We start from the raw sequence: 14,779 nt of genomic DNA on the forward strand, positions 1-14,779 counted from the left end.
CCGGGAACACCCATCCCCCGCGCTCACTTGCCGATCCCCGTTCCCTGAGGAGGGCGCAACCCGTCACGAAGGGAACCGACCGGTGACTGAGGAGCCCTTAGTGACGCCGCCTGCGGCGGCTCCTCAGGGAGCGGTTCAGCCGAGCTGCAGCATCCGGTTGTCGATGAGGCGGGTGGTGCCGACTCGGGCGGCGACGATCGCGGTGGTGGGGCCGCGGTAGTCGTCGGCGACGGGCAGGAACGTGGCCGGGTCGACGAGTTCGACGTAGTCCAGGTCGACGGCGGGTTCGGCATCCAGGACCTCGTGTGCGGCGGCGAGCGCGTTCGCCCGCGTCGTTGCGGATGCCGCTGCCGTGTTCAGCGCGCCCGAGAGCGCGAGCGCGGCCCGGTGCTGATCCGCGTCCAGGTAGCGGTTGCGCGAAGACAGCGCGAGCCCGCTCTCCTCCCGCACGGTCTCCACGACATCCACCGTGACCGGCACGTTCAGCTCGCGCACCATGCGCCGCACGAGGAACACCTGCTGGGCATCCTTCTGCCCGAACACGACCACGTCGGGCCGCACGATATTGAGCAGCTTCGCGACGACGGTGAGCATCCCGTCGAAGTGGCCAGGACGGCTCGCGCCCTCGAAGCGCGTACCGGCTTCCCCAGCGGTGACAAGAGTTTCGGATGCGCCGCCGGGGTAGAGCTCGGCGACCGACGGCGCGAAGACGACCACATCATCCGGAAGCTTTGCGACGTCGGAGTCGAGGTCGCGCGGGTAGCGGTCGAGGTCCTCGCCCTCGCCGAACTGCAGCGGGTTGACGAAGATGGAGACGACGACGGTGTCGGCGAGCTCGGCCGCCCGGGCCACGAGGGCGAGGTGCCCCTCGTGCAGGGCGCCCATCGTGGGGACGAACGCGATGCTGCCCGCGGTTTCGAGGCGCAGCCGCAGGCTCGCGATGGTTTCGATGACCTCGGTCATGCGGCCTCCCCTGTCACTCGTCGTCCGCCGCTCATCCTCTGGCGCCCATCCGTCACTCCTCGTGGTCGGGCAGCGGCTCGATCACCGGGATGGTGGCGTCGGCGAGCGCATTGTCCACGGTCGATCGTACGAGGGATGCGAGCACGGCGCCCGGCGACTCGACGCCGATCCCGTCGAGCAGGCCGATCGCCTGGCCGACAATCGCGGCCGAGAACCGGGTGGCCGTCTCGATGGCTTCGCCGTAGGCGGCGCGATCTTCTTCGGCGATGAGTACCGGCTCTGCGCCCAGTTCGACGGCGAGCGCCTGGCCGATCGGCTGCACCGGGGTCGGCGCGGTGACGGCGCAATACGACTCGCGCAGGCGAGCGAGGTCGACGCTCGTCCCGGTGAAGGCGAGGGCCGGATGCAGCGCGAGCGGGATCACGCCGGCGGCGGTCGCGGGGGCGAGCACGCCGGTCCCGAGGCCCGCGACCGTGTGGAGCACGAGCTGCCCGGCCTGCCAGGTGCCGGCGGCGGCAAGGCCTTCGACGAGGGACGCGAGCTCCTCCTCGGGCACCGCGAGGATCACGAGCTCACTGCGCTCGACGACCTGCGGCAGCGGCAGGATCGGCACACCGGACAGCATCGCCTCGGCGCGGTCGCGGCTCTCCTGCGACACGGCGGAGATCCCGACGATCGCATGCCCGGCCCCGGCGAGTGCGGCGCCGAGCACCGGACCGACGCGTCCAGCGCCGACGATGCCGACGCCGAGGCGGCCGGATGCCGCCCTCACGACAACCCCTTGCGGGTTGAGTAGTGGGGCGCAGCCAAGCGTGTAGAAAACCCCGACGAAATGCGGCAAGTTCGAGGTGCACGGCGCAAGGACCCTGAACTTGCCGCATCTCGCGCACGTTCTCCGATTCTGATTCGCTCCGGCGGGCCCAACCAACGGTCACTACTCATGCGGGCTGCTCCCCCGCGCGCCAGCGGTGCGTGGTGTCGCGCACGGCGGCCGAGACGGCGACGCTCGCGACATCCTCGAAGAAGCGGATGGCGGCATCCCGGTCGATGGCACCCAGGTCGGCGCTGATCGGCCCCGACACCGTGTGCAGGTGCACCGAGGCGAGGTCGAGCATCCGCAGCAACGGGCCCTGGTGCAGCGAGACGCTCTGCAGTCGCGGCTGCGGCACGATCACGAGCTGCCGCCAGATGGCGCCCTTGCGCAGCACGAGCGAGCCGGGCGTGATCGCGAACCCGTTGCGGCGCCACGAGAACCACCGCAGCACAGCCGCCCGCGACGGCGAGTTCGTGAACCCGTCATCCGGGCCGCCCTTCGACTCGAGACCGGACTCGATCACGCTGATCGCCCGGGAGGTGTCGGCCCTGACCGTCGCACTGAGCTCCGCCGGCACGCCATCCGTCGGCCCTCCGTACGCCAGCCTGCCATCCGCCGGCCCACCATCCGCCGATCCGGTGCCCGCCACCCCGACATCCGCCGACTGCGCGAGCAGCTCCGGCAGCAGAAGCTCGAGCACCTTGTGCACGTCGCCGCGGTCGCCGACCGGCAGGATCGTCGTGTTCGCCTCACCGCCCGCGCCCTTTGTGGAGGAGTGCCCGGCCCGGTTGACCTTGATCTCCCACCAGCCGGGGATGCGCCACAGCAGCGGCTGGCTCACCTCCACCGAGTGGATGCGCCCGGGCGGCAGCGTCTCGTTGCTCGTCGAGAGCAGGCCGAAGCCGACGCGGATGCCGTCCGGCGTTCCGGCGATGCTGTAGCGCAGCGATTTGGTGAACTTGCGCACGTAGTAGCTGCCGAAGCCGATCGCGCCGGGAACCACCCAGAACAGCGCGAAGACGTCGCCGGTCAGCGAGATCCAGACGATGCCGGCGGCGACCAGCACGATGAGCATGATCGTGCTGCCGCTCAGCGCGAGCGAGCCGATGAGCCGGCCGAGGTCGAGCTTGACGATCGACTCGGGCGGGGCGGCATCCGGGTCGAGCTCTGGGGCGAGAAACTCGCTGACCCGCCGGTCGATGACACGCTCCCCGACGACCTGCGCTGTCGGCGCGGCGGATGCGACCACGCTCTCTCCGCGCGCACCGGAGGCGAGCCGCAGGATCTCCCGGCGCAGCCCATCCGCCGAAGCAGAGCCGAGGTAGGAGAGCTGCACGTTGGCGTCCTGCCCGGCCTGGCTGATCTCGAGCTTGGCGGCGCCGAACAGCCGCGCGAAGAACGGTCGCACGATGTTGATGCCCTGGATGCGGTCCAGCCGCGCCTTGCGGTTGGTGCGGAACAGGATGCCGCTGCGCACCTCGACGACTTCTTCGGTGATGCGGAAGGTGTGCATCCGCCAGGAGAGGTAGAAGCCGACCACGAGCACGATGAGCAGGACCGCGACGGCGAGCAGTGCCCATCCGATGAGCCCGTGCCCGAGGATGTAGTCGACCGGGTCGCCCTCCTGCGGCAGGTGCGGGAGGAACAGGTCGAAGATGCGCTCACGCAGGTTGGCGACGACGACACCGAGGATGGCCAGGAGCGCGATGCCCCCCTTGAGCAGGGGCGATGCCGGATGCAGGCGGTGCCAGCCGCCGTCGGTGAGGGAGGTGCCGTGCCCTGGGGTGCCGGTCCCGGAAGCGCCGGCCCCGGATGACGACGTCGGCGGGAGCGGTGGCTGCGGGAGCGGCTCGCTCGTCACAGCCCCGCCCGGCGGGTCTCGGCGAGGGCGACGAGCCGGTCGCGCAGGTCGTCGGCATTCACTTCGGGCAGCCCGGGGATGGTGATTCCGGTCGAGGCGGCGGCGGTCACGAACTTGAGCTCGCTCAGCCCGAGCGCGCGCAACAGCGGTCCGCGGTTGATGTCGACGAGCTGCATCCGGCCGTAGGGCACGGCCACGAACCGCTGGAACAGGATGCCGCGGCGGAACAGCAGGTCGTCCTCGCGCAGCTGGTACCCGATCGCCTTGACCTGCCGCGGGATGAGCACGAGGGTGATGGCAGAGAGGACGGCGACGGCGATGAGCGCCCAGGTTGCGACCGGCCAACCGGTGAACGTGAACACCCAGGCCGCGACCAGGAACACGGCCGCGCCGATGACCGCCCCGATGTATTCGGCGACGATGTACTTCGGCGAGACCCGCTGCCAGACGGCCTCGGGAATCTCGAGTCGCTCTGCCATGTGGTTCCTTCGCGGTAGTGGTTGCGGCTCCGGCCCGGCGATCAGGCCCAGGGTCAGGGTCAGGCCCCGGATCAGGCCTTGACGGGTTCCTTGCCCGGGTCGTTCTCGTCGTCGCCGGGTGGGACCCGGCACATGTGCTCCGCGATGAGTCCTCCCGCGAGCAGCACTCCGGCCCCGAGGATCGCCGCGATCGCCTGCGTGACCGAGCCTACCCCGATCACCGATCTGGTCAGCAGGTACGCGAGCACCCCGATGCCGACCCCGGCGACGAGCGATCCGGTGAGGGCGCAGGCCTTCGCGAGCATGAGGATGCGCGTGGCATAGAACGGGTCGACCCTCGGCGCGGTCGTAGCCCGCGTCATCCGCCGGATGGGCACGGCCATGGTCACGACGATCCCGCCGATGACGGCGAGCGCGATGGCGAGGGTGATCGGCAGGTTGACGATCGGGCGGCCGTTCGCGACGAGCGCGAGTTCGACGAGGGAGCCGATGGCGGCCCCGACAACAGCGAGGACGATGAGGGTCGTGACCCTGGTGCGCTTCACCGGTCCAGCCCCTCGCTGAGCGGCGCCGCCGGGTACTCGGTCACCCGATCGGTGGTCGCTGCGAGCAGGTCGGCGACCCGGCCGCGCTGGCCGTCCGCCCCGCCGAGCACGGCATCCGGTTGCACCTGCAGCCACGGCGCGAGCACGAAGGCGCGCTGCCAGGCTCGCGGATGCGGCAGCGTGATCTCCTCGGTCGCCCGGGCGAGCCCGCCGAAGTCGATGAGGTCGAGGTCGATCGTGCGGTCCCCCCACACTTCTTCGCGCAGGCGCCCGAGGGTCGCCTCGATGCCGTGCAGCGCGCCGAGCAGCATCTCGGGGCTGAGCGCGGAGCGGGCCAGCACGACCGCGTTGAGGTAGCTCGGTGCGGTCTCGTCGACGCCGTGCGGCTTGAGCGCCGGCGTCTCGACGATCCCGGAGACGTCGGTCACGCGCACGCCCACGAGCGAGTCGATCGCGCGCACGGCGAGGCGCAGGAGTTGTTCGCGGTCGCCGAGGGCGCCATCCAGGTTGCTGCCGAGTGCGATCACGACCGGAAGCTCGACGCGCATCCGGCTCACGGGCGGCTCCTCGTGATGGTCACGGCGACGTCGTCGAACGGTACGGTGATCGGCGCGTGCGGTTTGTGCACGGTGACGGTCACGGATGCCGCGGCCGGGAACTCGAGGGCGACATCCGCGATCCGTTCGGCGAGGGTCTCGATGAGGTCGACCGGGTCGCGTTCGATCGCGGCGACGACCCGTTCGGCGAGGATGCCGTAGTGGAGCGTGTGCTCGAGGTCGTCGGTGCGCGCGGCCGCGGCGAAGTCGGTCTCGATGTCGAGGTCGACGACGAACTCCTGCCCGTCGCGGCGCTCGTGCTCGAACACGCCGTGGTGCCCGGTGCCCCTGAGCCCGGTGAGCGTGAGGCGGTCGGCGGTCACCTTCGGGACCTCCTCGGCCCGGCGCCGGCAGACCCTGCCCCATTCGGCCCGGGGCCAGCAGGCCCGGCCCCGCTCGGCCCGGCCCCGAGCGCGCGCGGCGCGGGGGCGCGGCCGGCGTTCAGGGCCTCCCAGACCTCGAGGGCGGCGAGGGTTCCGGCGACGTCGTGCACGCGAACCCCCCAGACCCCGGATTCGGCGGCGAGCGCGCTGATCGTCGCGGTGGCCGGGTCGCGGTCGCTCGTTGGTGCGCCCTCGGGCAGCAGTTCGCCGAGGAACCTCTTGCGTGAGGCGCCGATGAGCACGCGATGGCCGAGCGTCTCGAGTTCCCGCAGCCGGCCGAGCAGCTGCCAGTTGTGCTGCGCGTTCTTGGCGAAACCGAGGCCGGGGTCGAGGATGATCCGGTCGGGACGCACGCCGGCGACGATGAGTTCGGCGACGCGGTGCTTGAGTTCGTTGCGAACGTCGCGAACGACATCCGTGTAGACGGCGAGGTCGTCCATCTTCGCGCTGTGGCCGCGCCAGTGCATGGCGACGTAGTCGATGCCGCTCTCGGCGATGAGACGTGGCATCCCGCGGTCGGCGAGGCCGCCGGAGACGTCGTTGACGAGAACGGCGCCGATGTCGATCGCGGCGGCGGCGGTCGCCGAGTTCATAGTGTCGATGCTGACCGGGATGTCGCGGGCGACGAGTTCCCGGATGACCGGCAGCACGCGCGCCTGCTCCTTGTCGACGGGCAGGCGTTCTGCCCCGGGCCGGGTCGACTCCCCGCCGACGTCGATGATGTTGGCCCCGGCCGCGACGAGTTCGACCGCGTGGTCGACCGCGTCGTCGAAGTTGCTGTAGAGGCCGCCATCGCTGAACGAGTCGGGCGTGACGTTGAGGATGCCCATGATGGCGGGGCGGGCGGCTCCGATCGGGTTCTGTGCCCTGCGCGAGTTAGCCATGGTGCCCTCCGTCCTGTCCAGGATCAGCGTTCGCGACGCCGATGAGCGCCATGACCTCGGCCCGTTCGACCGGGTCGGCGAGCGCTCCGCGCGAGGCGAGAGTCACGGTCGTGCTCCTGGTCTGGCGCGCGCCGCGGGCAGTCACGCATCCGTGGGTCGCCTCCAGCACCACGAGCACGCCGAGCGCGTCCAGCCCGGTCTCGATCGCATCCGCGACCTGTTCGGTGAGGCGCTCCTGCAACTGCGGGCGTGCGGCGAGGGTTTCGACCACGGCAGGAAGTTTACCGAGGCCGACGACTCGCTCGCGAGGGAGGTAGGCGACGTGGGCGACCCCGAGGAAGGGCAGCAGGTGGTGTTCGCACATCGAGCGGAAGTCGATGCCCTTCACGATCACGAGCTCGCCCTCGCGGTGACGGGCGTCTGTGCGCAGTTCGGTGGCGGGGCGCAGTTCGGTGGCGGGGCGCAGTTCGGTGGCGGGGCGCAGTTCGGTGACGGGGAGCAGTTCGGTGTCCGCCAGGTGCGTGAGCGGGTCGACGCCGACGCCGGAGAACAACTCCGCGTAGGAATCGGCCACGCGGTCAGGGGTGTCGAGCAGGCCCGGGCGTGTCGGGTCCTCGCCGATCGCGGCGAGCAACTCGGTGACGGCGGCGCGGATGCGTGCCGCGTCGATGCTCACGGTGTCCCGCTACGCCGTCGCGATTCCGGGCGCCTTGCGGCGCGGGGCGCGCTTGGGCTTGTCCGGCGTCGAGCCCACGCCGCCGTCGACGACGCCCTCATCGATCGGTGCCTTCACCGGCAGTGCAACCGGGGGCCGCTTCGATACCGGCCGGTCGGAGCTGGAGAGCCACTGCGGGCGCTCGGGCAGCTTCTTGACCTTGGCGAAGATCTCGGCGAGCTGCAGGTGGTCGAGGGTCTCCTTCTCGAGCAGCTCTGTCGCGAGGTTGTCGAGCACGTCGCGGTTGTCGTTGAGCACCTTCCAGGCCTCGTCGTGGGCCTGCTCGATGAGCTTGCGCACTTCGACGTCCACCTTCTCGGCGAGGTTCTCCGAGTAGTCGCGCTGGTGTCCCATGTCGCGGCCGAGGAAGACTTCGCCGCTGGACTGTCCGAGCTTGATCGCGCCGACATCCGAGCTCATGCCGTATTCGGTGACCATCTTGCGGGCGATCGCGGTGGCCTTCTCGATGTCGTTGGAGGCGCCGGTCGTCGGGTCGTGGAAGACGATCTCTTCGGCGACGCGGCCCCCCATGGCGTAGGCGAGCTGGTCGAGGAGTTCGTTGCGGGTGACCGAGTAGCGGTCCTCGAGCGGGAGCACCATGGTGTAGCCGAGGGCGCGGCCGCGCGGGAGGATCGTGACCTTGGTGACCGGGTCGGTGTGGCGCATGGATGCCGCGGCGAGCGCGTGTCCGCCCTCGTGGTAGGCGGTGATGAGCTTCTCCTGGTCGCGCATGACGCGGGTGCGACGCTGCGGGCCGGCCATGACGCGGTCGACGGCCTCATCCAGGGCGCGGTTGTCGATGAGCTGGGCGTTGGAGCGGGCGGTCAGGAGGGCGGCCTCGTTGAGTACGTTGGCGAGGTCGGCGCCGGTGAAGCCGGGGGTCTTGCGGGCGAGCACTTCGAGGTCGACGCCCTTGGCCATCGGCTTGCCCTTGGAGTGGACTTCGAGGATCTTCTGGCGGCCGAGGAGGTCGGGTGCGTCGACGCCGATCTGGCGGTCGAAGCGGCCGGGACGCAGGAGGGCCGGGTCGAGGATGTCGGGACGGTTGGTCGCGGCGATGAGGATGACGTTGGTCTTGACGTCGAACCCGTCCATCTCGACGAGGAGCTGGTTGAGGGTCTGCTCGCGCTCGTCATGACCGCCGCCCATGCCGGCGCCGCGGTGGCGGCCGACGGCGTCGATCTCGTCGACGAAGATGATGGCGGGGGCATTCTCCTTCGCCTGTTGGAAGAGGTCGCGCACGCGGCTCGCGCCGACGCCCACGAACATCTCCACGAAATCCGAGCCGGAGATGGAGTAGAAGGGGACGCCCGCCTCGCCGGCGACCGCGCGGGCGAGGAGCGTCTTGCCGGTTCCGGGGGGGCCGTAGAGGAGCACGCCCTTGGGGATGCGTGCGCCGACGGCCTGGAACTTGGTGGGGTCTTTCAGGAAGTCTTTGATCTCGTGGAGTTCTTCGACGGCTTCGTCGGCGCCGGCGACATCGTCGAAGGTGACTTTGGGGCTCTCTTTGGAGATGAGCTTGGCCTTCGATTTGCCGAACTGCATGATCTTGTTACCGCCGCCCTGCATGCTGGAGAGCAGGAACCAGAAGACGACGCCGATGATGAGGAACGGGATGATGAGGCCGAGCATGGACGTGAACCAGTTGCCCTTGTCGACCTGGTCGTCGAACTTCTTGAGGTCGGCGTTGTTGACGGCGGTGACGACTTCGGCGCCGCGCGGGGCGGCGTAGTAGAACTGCACCTGGGTGCCCTCGGAGCCGGCCTTCTTGAGCACGAGGTCGACGCGCTGTTCGGCGTCGACGATGGTGGCGGACTCGACCTTACTCGTGGAGAGCAGCTCGAGGCCCTGCTGGGTGGTGATCTCCCGGAATCCGGAGCTGGTCAGCAGGCTGAAGCCCACGGACACGACGATGATCGCGAGCACGATGTAGAGGAACGGGCCGCGAAGAAAACGCTTGAAGTCCATGAGCGATCCGGGCGATGGTCCCGGCACCTTTCTGCTGTCAAGGGTACCGGAGCGTTCCTAGGCGCCCGCTCAGTGTTTGCCGACGGCGTAACCCCCACTTCTCCGGTCGAGCTTGTCGAGACCCCGCCCGCCCTACCCAGGTCGAGCCCAAACTTCTCCGGTCGAGCTTGTCGAGACCCCGCCCGCCCTACCCAGGTCGAGCCCAAACTTCTCCGGTCGAGCTTGTCGAGACCCCGCCCGCCCTACCCCAGCATCAACTCCCCCGGCGCCGGAAACCCCAGCTCCCAAACATCCGCCCCACTCCCCACCGCAGACGCGCTCCCCCACTCATCAGCAATCACGACGACCCGCGAGGTATTGACCTCGCTGATCCTCACCGGCCGCTCACTCCCGTCAGGCAGCCGCAGCCGGTGCCGCGCCGCAAGAAACCCGATCCCACGCGCCTCGAGCACTTCTTCGGCGGCAACCCAGTCGAGCACCCCGTCGCCGACTGGCCGCCCCAGGATGTCGTATGCCCGAAACCCGTCGCCGTCCGGCGCGATCCACCCCACGAGTTCGCGGTCGCCCTCGCGCCGGTGCTCGACCCAGTCTCCAGGAAGCATTGGGGAACCGTACCTCACCTATGAGCGCGTGACACCACCTCCAAAGCTATTCGGTCAGCGAGCCTCGGGTCTGGTGCAGGGTTGGGTGACAAGTGATCTTTAGGGATTCGTCCCTCGGGGAGGATGTCATTATGCCAGGACGGGCTCAGCCGACGAGATTTACCAGCTGCGCAGTGAGTGCTGCTTCAGGAACCGCTCTACTTTGGGAGAACGGACGAACCCGGCCGGCGCTTCACTTACGCGGCCACATCTTCGCTCAAACGGTTCCGCGGTTCTAGTCCGTTCGAGACTCGATCTCGGCGTCAGACAGCGGTTCGAATTCGGTGTCGACGAAATTCTGGTACTCGATGACGAGGTCACGGTCTTGCTCAGTCTTGTACTTGACCGCTTGGTCGTTGTTGAGCTTGCGATGATCGGTAAACTCACTCTTGAGCGATTTCTTTAGGGGGCCTTGGAACCGGCCCTTGTTGTCGTAGGAACCACGCTCGAACCTAACTGTCGTAGTCGCGTAGCGGTTGTAGAACGGCTCTGACCACATAAGCAGTCTCCAGAAGACCCATTCCTTCGGAATGAGGAGGATCTGGTGCGGGGCCACATACGGTAAGTGCGCCATAACTGGTCGCCACTGCTTGGTGGTCGGATCGTACATTGGAACAGACTCAATTGTGGCGCCCGCAGCGAGCCCAGGATACCGGCGCATCATCTCGTTAGTGAAGTCCACCAAGACACCGAAGATAATTCGCGTTGTCAAATCTGAGATCAGATCTGGACCGACCCTCTCTAAAAACACTGGAAGATGTTCCAATCGGGTTAGGGCATCGCTTTGCGCTGCGGGGTTCGCACCAAGTTCGTCCCAAAGCTCACCTGCAAGTCCGGAGCCAATGGCCTTTCCGCCAATGCCACGCGCAGACACTCCGAGCCTCGTTTGATTGGGCTCATGGAGGTACTGCAGAAGCGCCAGCCCTTTCGCATGATCGGCGGGCAACGAGCTTTTCCTCAAGAGCAAGACCTCGGTGAAGAAATCAACTAGTTGCGTATGAGCCCGTCTGGACCATGAGTCAGTCCCGTTCCGAATGGCACTTGGATCCAAATACAGAGCGTTATCTCGCTCTACATGAATATTGACGAATGGTACCGGCGTGGTGAGGCCGTACTTGTCTGTGACTCGCATGCTCGCCTCCTGTTAATATGAGAACTCTTCTCTAGAGTAATGAGCGCCGCCGATAAACACGATGCCCCTGGAAGTTGCAGGTCTATTGCCATCTAGAGTCCTCCACAACTGCGCACCCCGACGGCTCGCAATCAATCCCGCCTAGTTGGCAATCCGCTGGGCAATTTCCTTCCGGGGATGAAGCATGGGCCCCGTTAGGTTCTATGCAAGGATCGCAATGACACACTGCGCCCGGTGCGCTAGCGTGACCACCATGATTGACCATGCTCTCCTCGATACACTCCGGGCGTTCGTTGCAGAGCGAGACTGGGACCAATTCCACTCCCCCGAAAATTTAGCCAAGAGCATCGTCATCGAGGCAGGGGAACTACTCGAGTGCTACCAGTGGAGTACGGACGCCGACGAAGATCGAGTACGAGACGAGCTTGCGGACGTACTCACTTACGCACTCCATCTCGCGAACAAGATAGGCGCCGACCCGAACCAGCTCGTGCTCGACAAGCTCGAACTGACGCGCAAGAAGTACCCGATCGACAAGTCCCGAGGCAGCAGTGTGAAGTATGACCGGCTTTGAGATCCGGCGAGTGGCTTTTGAGAAGCACGCTGTACGCGAGTGGGGCAAGAAGGACCAACGACACCGCAACTGGCCCGTTGTCTACGTGATCGACGCGGCGGGCAAACGCCGACAGACAAAGAAGTTTGTCGATGTGTACGTGGGAGAAACGGTCAATGCGGAGTCCCGCATACTTCAACATCTCGGAACCCCCGGCAAACGGCAGCTCTCCACCGTGCATGTCGTACTGGACGATACCTACAACAAATCGGCCTGTCTGGATCTTGAATCCCACCTCGTGCGACTCCTTGCAGGCGACGGCACGTATCGAGTCCTTAACGGTAATGACGGTGTCATTGACGCCGACTATTACGACCGCGACACCTACCGCGAATCCTTTCGCGACGTATTCGAACGACTCCGCGATGAGGGCATCTTCACGAGGAGCATCCCGGAGATAGAGAACAGTGACTGTTCAAACTGTCACCATTCAAAGCGTTGACTATCGACCAGGCCGTCGCTGTGGAAGACATCCTCGAAGGACTCTTTCGCGATCTTGACGGAGAGGTTCACGGCACAACGGTGATTCAGGGTGAACCGGGAACGGGTAAGACCGTCATCGCAACATATTTGCTCAAACTTCTTGCCGACATCGCGAAATCCAAACCGGACGACGAACAGGATGCGGACTCGATTTTCTCCGATTACTTCACCGACGGATATCGCGAGCTTCTCAAGAATTTCACATTCGGCCTGGTCGTCCCACAGCAATCACTTCGTAAGACTCTCCAGCAAGTATTCACTCGCACGCCAGGGCTCAGCCCAGCGCAGGTGCTCACACCATTTCAGGTCGGTGAATCGGATGTCAGCTGGGATCTACTGATCGTGGACGAGGCGCATCGCCTCAACCTGCGAGCGAATCAGTCATCCGGAAGCCTCAATCGCAAATTCATCGACATTAATGAGAAGCTCTACGGCGTCGACGATCAAAGCAAGACCCAGCTTGATTGGATACGTTCCCGCAGCAGCAATCAGATACTGCTGCTCGACCCGATGCAGAGCGTGCGGCCGGCCGACTTGCCGACTCAGTTCGTGCACGCCCTCATCGATGGGGCCAAATCCGCCAAGCGCTACTACCCCCTCACGACGCAGATGCGCGTCAAGGCTGGCGAGGACTACGTCGGATATGTCCGTAACGTTCTGCGTCCCGGTTCTACAGACGATGGACTGATGGCCGTGGAGCCGCGCAAGTTTCATGAATATGACATCCGATTTTTCGATGATCTGGGTGAGATGCATGACGCCATTCGCGCGCGCGACGCCGAATTCGGGCTTGCTCGACTCGTTGCCGGATACGCATGGGAGTGGAAAAGCAAAAAGGACAAGAGCGCAAACGACATCGAACTCGACGGCCAAAGTCTGCAATGGAATCGCACCGACAAGGATTGGATCAACTCGCCCACTTCACTTGACGAAGTGGGCTCGATTCATACCGTGCAGGGCTACGACCTCAACTATGCCGGGGTGATCATTGGCAACGACCTCCGATACGACCGCGAGGCTGGCCGCCTCCGGGTAGATCTCGATCAGTATTTCGATACCAAAGGCAAAGAGAACAACCCGAAATTGGGAAAGACTTACAGTGACGAAGACATCCTGCGCTTTGTCACGAACGTGTACACGGTGCTGCTCACGCGAGGAATCCAAGGAACATATTTGTACGTGTGTGACCCCGACCTTCGCGAAAGGTTGCGTCCGTTCTTCGGATAGACAACGCAGCTCCAGCGCCACTGAAGGCTTCGCCCTGGCGCTCAGCCAAGACCCTCGGCCATCGCGAGGATTATGCCCGCCGCCGTTAGGCGACCCGGAACCGCACAGCCAAGAGCTCGGCCACCGCAGCCACGTCAACTTGGCCAGCTGCAGACTCCTTCAGCCGACCCGCAAGCTTCTTCGGCCAGAGCACCTCGACGCCGTTAACACGGAACGGGCCAGCAAGAAGCGGCCAGTCCGATTCGACGAAGCACAGGATGCCGCGCACCGGCACATCCGGCACCACCTCGCGCACGCGCTCGATCTGCCACAACACGCCATCGACAAGCTTCGACCTATCGCGCCCACCCACGATGAGCTTCTCGACCCTCGGGCGCAGAAACCCGCCCTCGACCCTCAGGCTCGGGGCCCCCGAATACTTCTTCGCGTCGATCACCCACACACCCGACGGGGTGACCGCCAGGTGGTCAATGTTCGCCTTGGTACGCGGGATGCGGCGATCATGCAGAACCCGGATGCTGTCCGACGCGATACTGTCGAGCCGCGCCCCCACGCGCGCCTCACCGTCGGCACCCGTGCTCCAGACGCGCGTGCTCGTGCGCTCCGGCGTCAGGGCGACGGCGATGTTGCCGAAGCGGCCCCAGTTCGCGCGGATCTTGGCCTCATCCTTCGCCTTTCGGCGGTCGTACTCGCGGCGCGCCGAAGCTCCCGCCGAGCTATCACCATTGGTCATGAGCGAGCCCTCGATTCGACACTCTGTCAACTATCTATTGGGCCTACCCTGCCAGTCAGGGGGATGCTGGGGTAGCCCGTCATCTGGGGGCACTTGGGGCTTGGTTTCGATACGCCGCCTCCGAGCGTCGAGACGACGCTCGGCGCTGGCGGCGCGTGAGGGCCAGAAATGGCCCTCACCGCTTTGCGCCGCGCGCTACTCAATCAGCGGGTGACGGGATGCGAAGTGCAGCGGCAGGTCAGCCGAGCTCCTCCGCCAGCGCGAGGATGATGCCCGCCGGCCCGCGGAGGTAGCAAAGGCGGTAGATGTTCTCGTACTGCGCCACCTCGCCGAGGACTTCGGCGCCGTGCGGGCGCAGGCGCGCGAGAGTGTCGTCGATGTCGTCCACGGCGAACATGACGCGGTGCAGGCCGAGCGTGTTCGACGGGATCGGCCACGGCTCGGGCGTGATCACCGCGGGGTGGCGGTAGACGCTCAGCTCGAGCCGACCGGGGGCATCCGGAATTCTCATCATCGCGATCTCGGTCACGACACCCTCGAGGCCGACGGTCTGGTCCGCCCAGGGGCCCTCGATCTCGGCTCGGCCCTCGAGCTCCATGCCGAGTTCGGTGAAGAAGGCGACCGCCGCATCCAGGTCGTCGACGACGATGGCGACGTTGTCCATGCGTTGGATTGCCATGGGAGTTGAGTGTAGGCCCGCTGGTTTCGATACGGCCGCTTTGCGGCCTACTCAACCTGCGGT

17 protein-coding genes are annotated in these 14,779 nt (G+C 66.2%); 3 read left to right on the forward strand and 14 right to left on the reverse strand.

Annotated elements, in window-relative coordinates; translation table 11 throughout:
• Positions 1-135 precede the first annotated feature (135 nt).
• The 12 genes from panC to ABD678_RS00395 all read right to left on the reverse strand — a co-directional run bounded on the left by panC (position 136) and on the right by ABD678_RS00395 (position 10,981).
• Entirely contained in the window at positions 136-963 is an 828-nt protein-coding gene (gene panC, locus ABD678_RS00340) for a pantoate--beta-alanine ligase (protein WP_344752580.1), read from the reverse strand.
• Positions 964-1,015: 52 nt separating this feature from the next.
• Entirely contained in the window at positions 1,016-1,735 is a 720-nt protein-coding gene (locus ABD678_RS00345; RefSeq protein WP_344752582.1) for a Rossmann-like and DUF2520 domain-containing protein, read from the reverse strand.
• Positions 1,736-1,901: 166 nt separating this feature from the next.
• Positions 1,902-3,638: a PH domain-containing protein gene (locus ABD678_RS00350; RefSeq protein ID WP_344752584.1), complete on the reverse strand. Its 1,737-nt coding sequence runs from the start codon at positions 3,636-3,638 to the stop codon at positions 1,902-1,904.
• Positions 3,635-4,117: a PH domain-containing protein gene (locus ABD678_RS00355; RefSeq protein ID WP_344752586.1), complete on the reverse strand. Its 483-nt coding sequence runs from the start codon at positions 4,115-4,117 to the stop codon at positions 3,635-3,637. Before ABD678_RS00355 ends, ABD678_RS00350 begins: the two co-directional genes overlap by 4 nt.
• Positions 4,118-4,188: 71 nt before the next feature.
• Positions 4,189-4,662 carry a DUF3180 domain-containing protein gene (locus ABD678_RS00360; RefSeq protein WP_344752588.1) on the reverse strand — a complete coding sequence of 158 codons (474 nt, stop codon included), beginning with the start codon at positions 4,660-4,662 and terminating at the stop codon, positions 4,189-4,191.
• Complete coding sequence (folK, locus tag ABD678_RS00365; protein ID WP_344753511.1) at positions 4,659-5,210, reverse strand: 2-amino-4-hydroxy-6-hydroxymethyldihydropteridine diphosphokinase; 552 nt, start codon at positions 5,208-5,210, stop codon at positions 4,659-4,661. The genes ABD678_RS00360 and folK overlap by 4 nt, the downstream gene beginning before the upstream one ends.
• Positions 5,211-5,215: 5 nt before the next feature.
• Complete coding sequence (gene folB, locus ABD678_RS00370) at positions 5,216-5,581, reverse strand: dihydroneopterin aldolase (protein ID WP_344752590.1); 366 nt, start codon at positions 5,579-5,581, stop codon at positions 5,216-5,218.
• Positions 5,578-6,525, reverse strand: a complete 948-nt coding sequence (folP, locus tag ABD678_RS00375) for a dihydropteroate synthase (protein ID WP_344752593.1) — start codon at positions 6,523-6,525, stop codon at positions 5,578-5,580. The genes folB and folP overlap by 4 nt, the downstream gene beginning before the upstream one ends.
• The gene (folE, locus tag ABD678_RS00380) at positions 6,518-7,201 is read right to left on the reverse strand and encodes a GTP cyclohydrolase I (RefSeq protein ID WP_344752595.1); all 684 of its coding nucleotides are present in this window, start codon (positions 7,199-7,201) and stop codon (positions 6,518-6,520) included. Before folE ends, folP begins: the two co-directional genes overlap by 8 nt.
• Before the next feature lie 9 nt (positions 7,202-7,210).
• On the reverse strand, positions 7,211-9,208 hold the full coding sequence (ftsH, locus tag ABD678_RS00385; protein ID WP_344752597.1) for an ATP-dependent zinc metalloprotease FtsH: 1,998 nt from the start codon (positions 9,206-9,208) through the stop codon (positions 7,211-7,213).
• A 242-nt stretch (positions 9,209-9,450) separates the two neighbouring features.
• Positions 9,451-9,810, reverse strand: a complete 360-nt coding sequence (locus tag ABD678_RS00390; RefSeq protein WP_344752600.1) for a hypothetical protein — start codon at positions 9,808-9,810, stop codon at positions 9,451-9,453.
• Positions 9,811-10,084: 274 nt separating this feature from the next.
• The gene (locus ABD678_RS00395; protein WP_344752602.1) at positions 10,085-10,981 is read right to left on the reverse strand and encodes a hypothetical protein; all 897 of its coding nucleotides are present in this window, start codon (positions 10,979-10,981) and stop codon (positions 10,085-10,087) included.
• A 253-nt stretch (positions 10,982-11,234) separates the two neighbouring features.
• Here ABD678_RS00395 and ABD678_RS00400 point away from each other — a divergent pair, with 253 nt between their 5' ends.
• From ABD678_RS00400 to ABD678_RS00410, 3 genes are read left to right on the forward strand one after another with little or no spacing between them, the layout of a single operon-like run.
• Positions 11,235-11,555, forward strand: a complete 321-nt coding sequence (locus ABD678_RS00400; protein ID WP_344752604.1) for a nucleotide pyrophosphohydrolase — start codon at positions 11,235-11,237, stop codon at positions 11,553-11,555.
• Positions 11,542-12,036: a GIY-YIG nuclease family protein gene (locus tag ABD678_RS00405; protein ID WP_344752606.1), complete on the forward strand. Its 495-nt coding sequence runs from the start codon at positions 11,542-11,544 to the stop codon at positions 12,034-12,036. The genes ABD678_RS00400 and ABD678_RS00405 overlap by 14 nt, the downstream gene beginning before the upstream one ends.
• A complete protein-coding gene (locus tag ABD678_RS00410) occupies positions 12,033-13,304 on the forward strand; it encodes a DNA/RNA helicase domain-containing protein (protein ID WP_344752607.1) in 1,272 nt (423 codons plus the stop codon). Before ABD678_RS00405 ends, ABD678_RS00410 begins: the two co-directional genes overlap by 4 nt.
• Positions 13,305-13,389: 85 nt before the next feature.
• Here ABD678_RS00410 and ABD678_RS00415 read toward each other — a convergent pair whose 3' ends face one another.
• Positions 13,390-14,037: a nuclease-related domain-containing protein gene (locus ABD678_RS00415; RefSeq protein WP_344752609.1), complete on the reverse strand. Its 648-nt coding sequence runs from the start codon at positions 14,035-14,037 to the stop codon at positions 13,390-13,392.
• A 238-nt stretch (positions 14,038-14,275) separates the two neighbouring features.
• Complete coding sequence (locus ABD678_RS00420; RefSeq protein ID WP_344752611.1) at positions 14,276-14,716, reverse strand: VOC family protein; 441 nt, start codon at positions 14,714-14,716, stop codon at positions 14,276-14,278.
• Between the last annotated feature and the right edge of the window lie 63 nt (positions 14,717-14,779).

Origin of the sequence: Leifsonella bigeumensis, from assembly GCF_039537265.1 — a bacterium.
Lineage (GTDB): Bacteria > Actinomycetota > Actinomycetes > Actinomycetales > Microbacteriaceae > Terrimesophilobacter > Terrimesophilobacter bigeumensis.

Excerpts from the sequence above, each read along its gene's own strand:
- ABD678_RS00400 (WP_344752604.1), top strand. The coding sequence starts at position 11,235 with ATGATTGACCATGCTCTCCTCGATACACTCCGGGCGTTCGTTGCAGAG.
- ftsH (WP_344752597.1), bottom strand. The coding sequence starts at position 9,208 with ATGGACTTCAAGCGTTTTCTTCGCGGCCCGTTCCTCTACATCGTGCTC.
- folK (WP_344753511.1), bottom strand. The coding sequence starts at position 5,210 with ATGCGCGTCGAGCTTCCGGTCGTGATCGCACTCGGCAGCAACCTGGAT.
- folP (WP_344752593.1), bottom strand. The coding sequence starts at position 6,525 with ATGGCTAACTCGCGCAGGGCACAGAACCCGATCGGAGCCGCCCGCCCC.
- ABD678_RS00415 (WP_344752609.1), bottom strand. The coding sequence starts at position 14,037 with ATGACCAATGGTGATAGCTCGGCGGGAGCTTCGGCGCGCCGCGAGTAC.
- ABD678_RS00395 (WP_344752602.1), bottom strand. The coding sequence starts at position 10,981 with ATGCGAGTCACAGACAAGTACGGCCTCACCACGCCGGTACCATTCGTC.
- ABD678_RS00355 (WP_344752586.1), bottom strand. The coding sequence starts at position 4,117 with ATGGCAGAGCGACTCGAGATTCCCGAGGCCGTCTGGCAGCGGGTCTCG.
- ABD678_RS00420 (WP_344752611.1), bottom strand. The coding sequence starts at position 14,716 with ATGGCAATCCAACGCATGGACAACGTCGCCATCGTCGTCGACGACCTG.
- panC (WP_344752580.1), bottom strand. The coding sequence starts at position 963 with ATGACCGAGGTCATCGAAACCATCGCGAGCCTGCGGCTGCGCCTCGAA.
- ABD678_RS00390 (WP_344752600.1), bottom strand. The coding sequence starts at position 9,810 with ATGCTTCCTGGAGACTGGGTCGAGCACCGGCGCGAGGGCGACCGCGAA.
- ABD678_RS00405 (WP_344752606.1), top strand. The coding sequence starts at position 11,542 with ATGACCGGCTTTGAGATCCGGCGAGTGGCTTTTGAGAAGCACGCTGTA.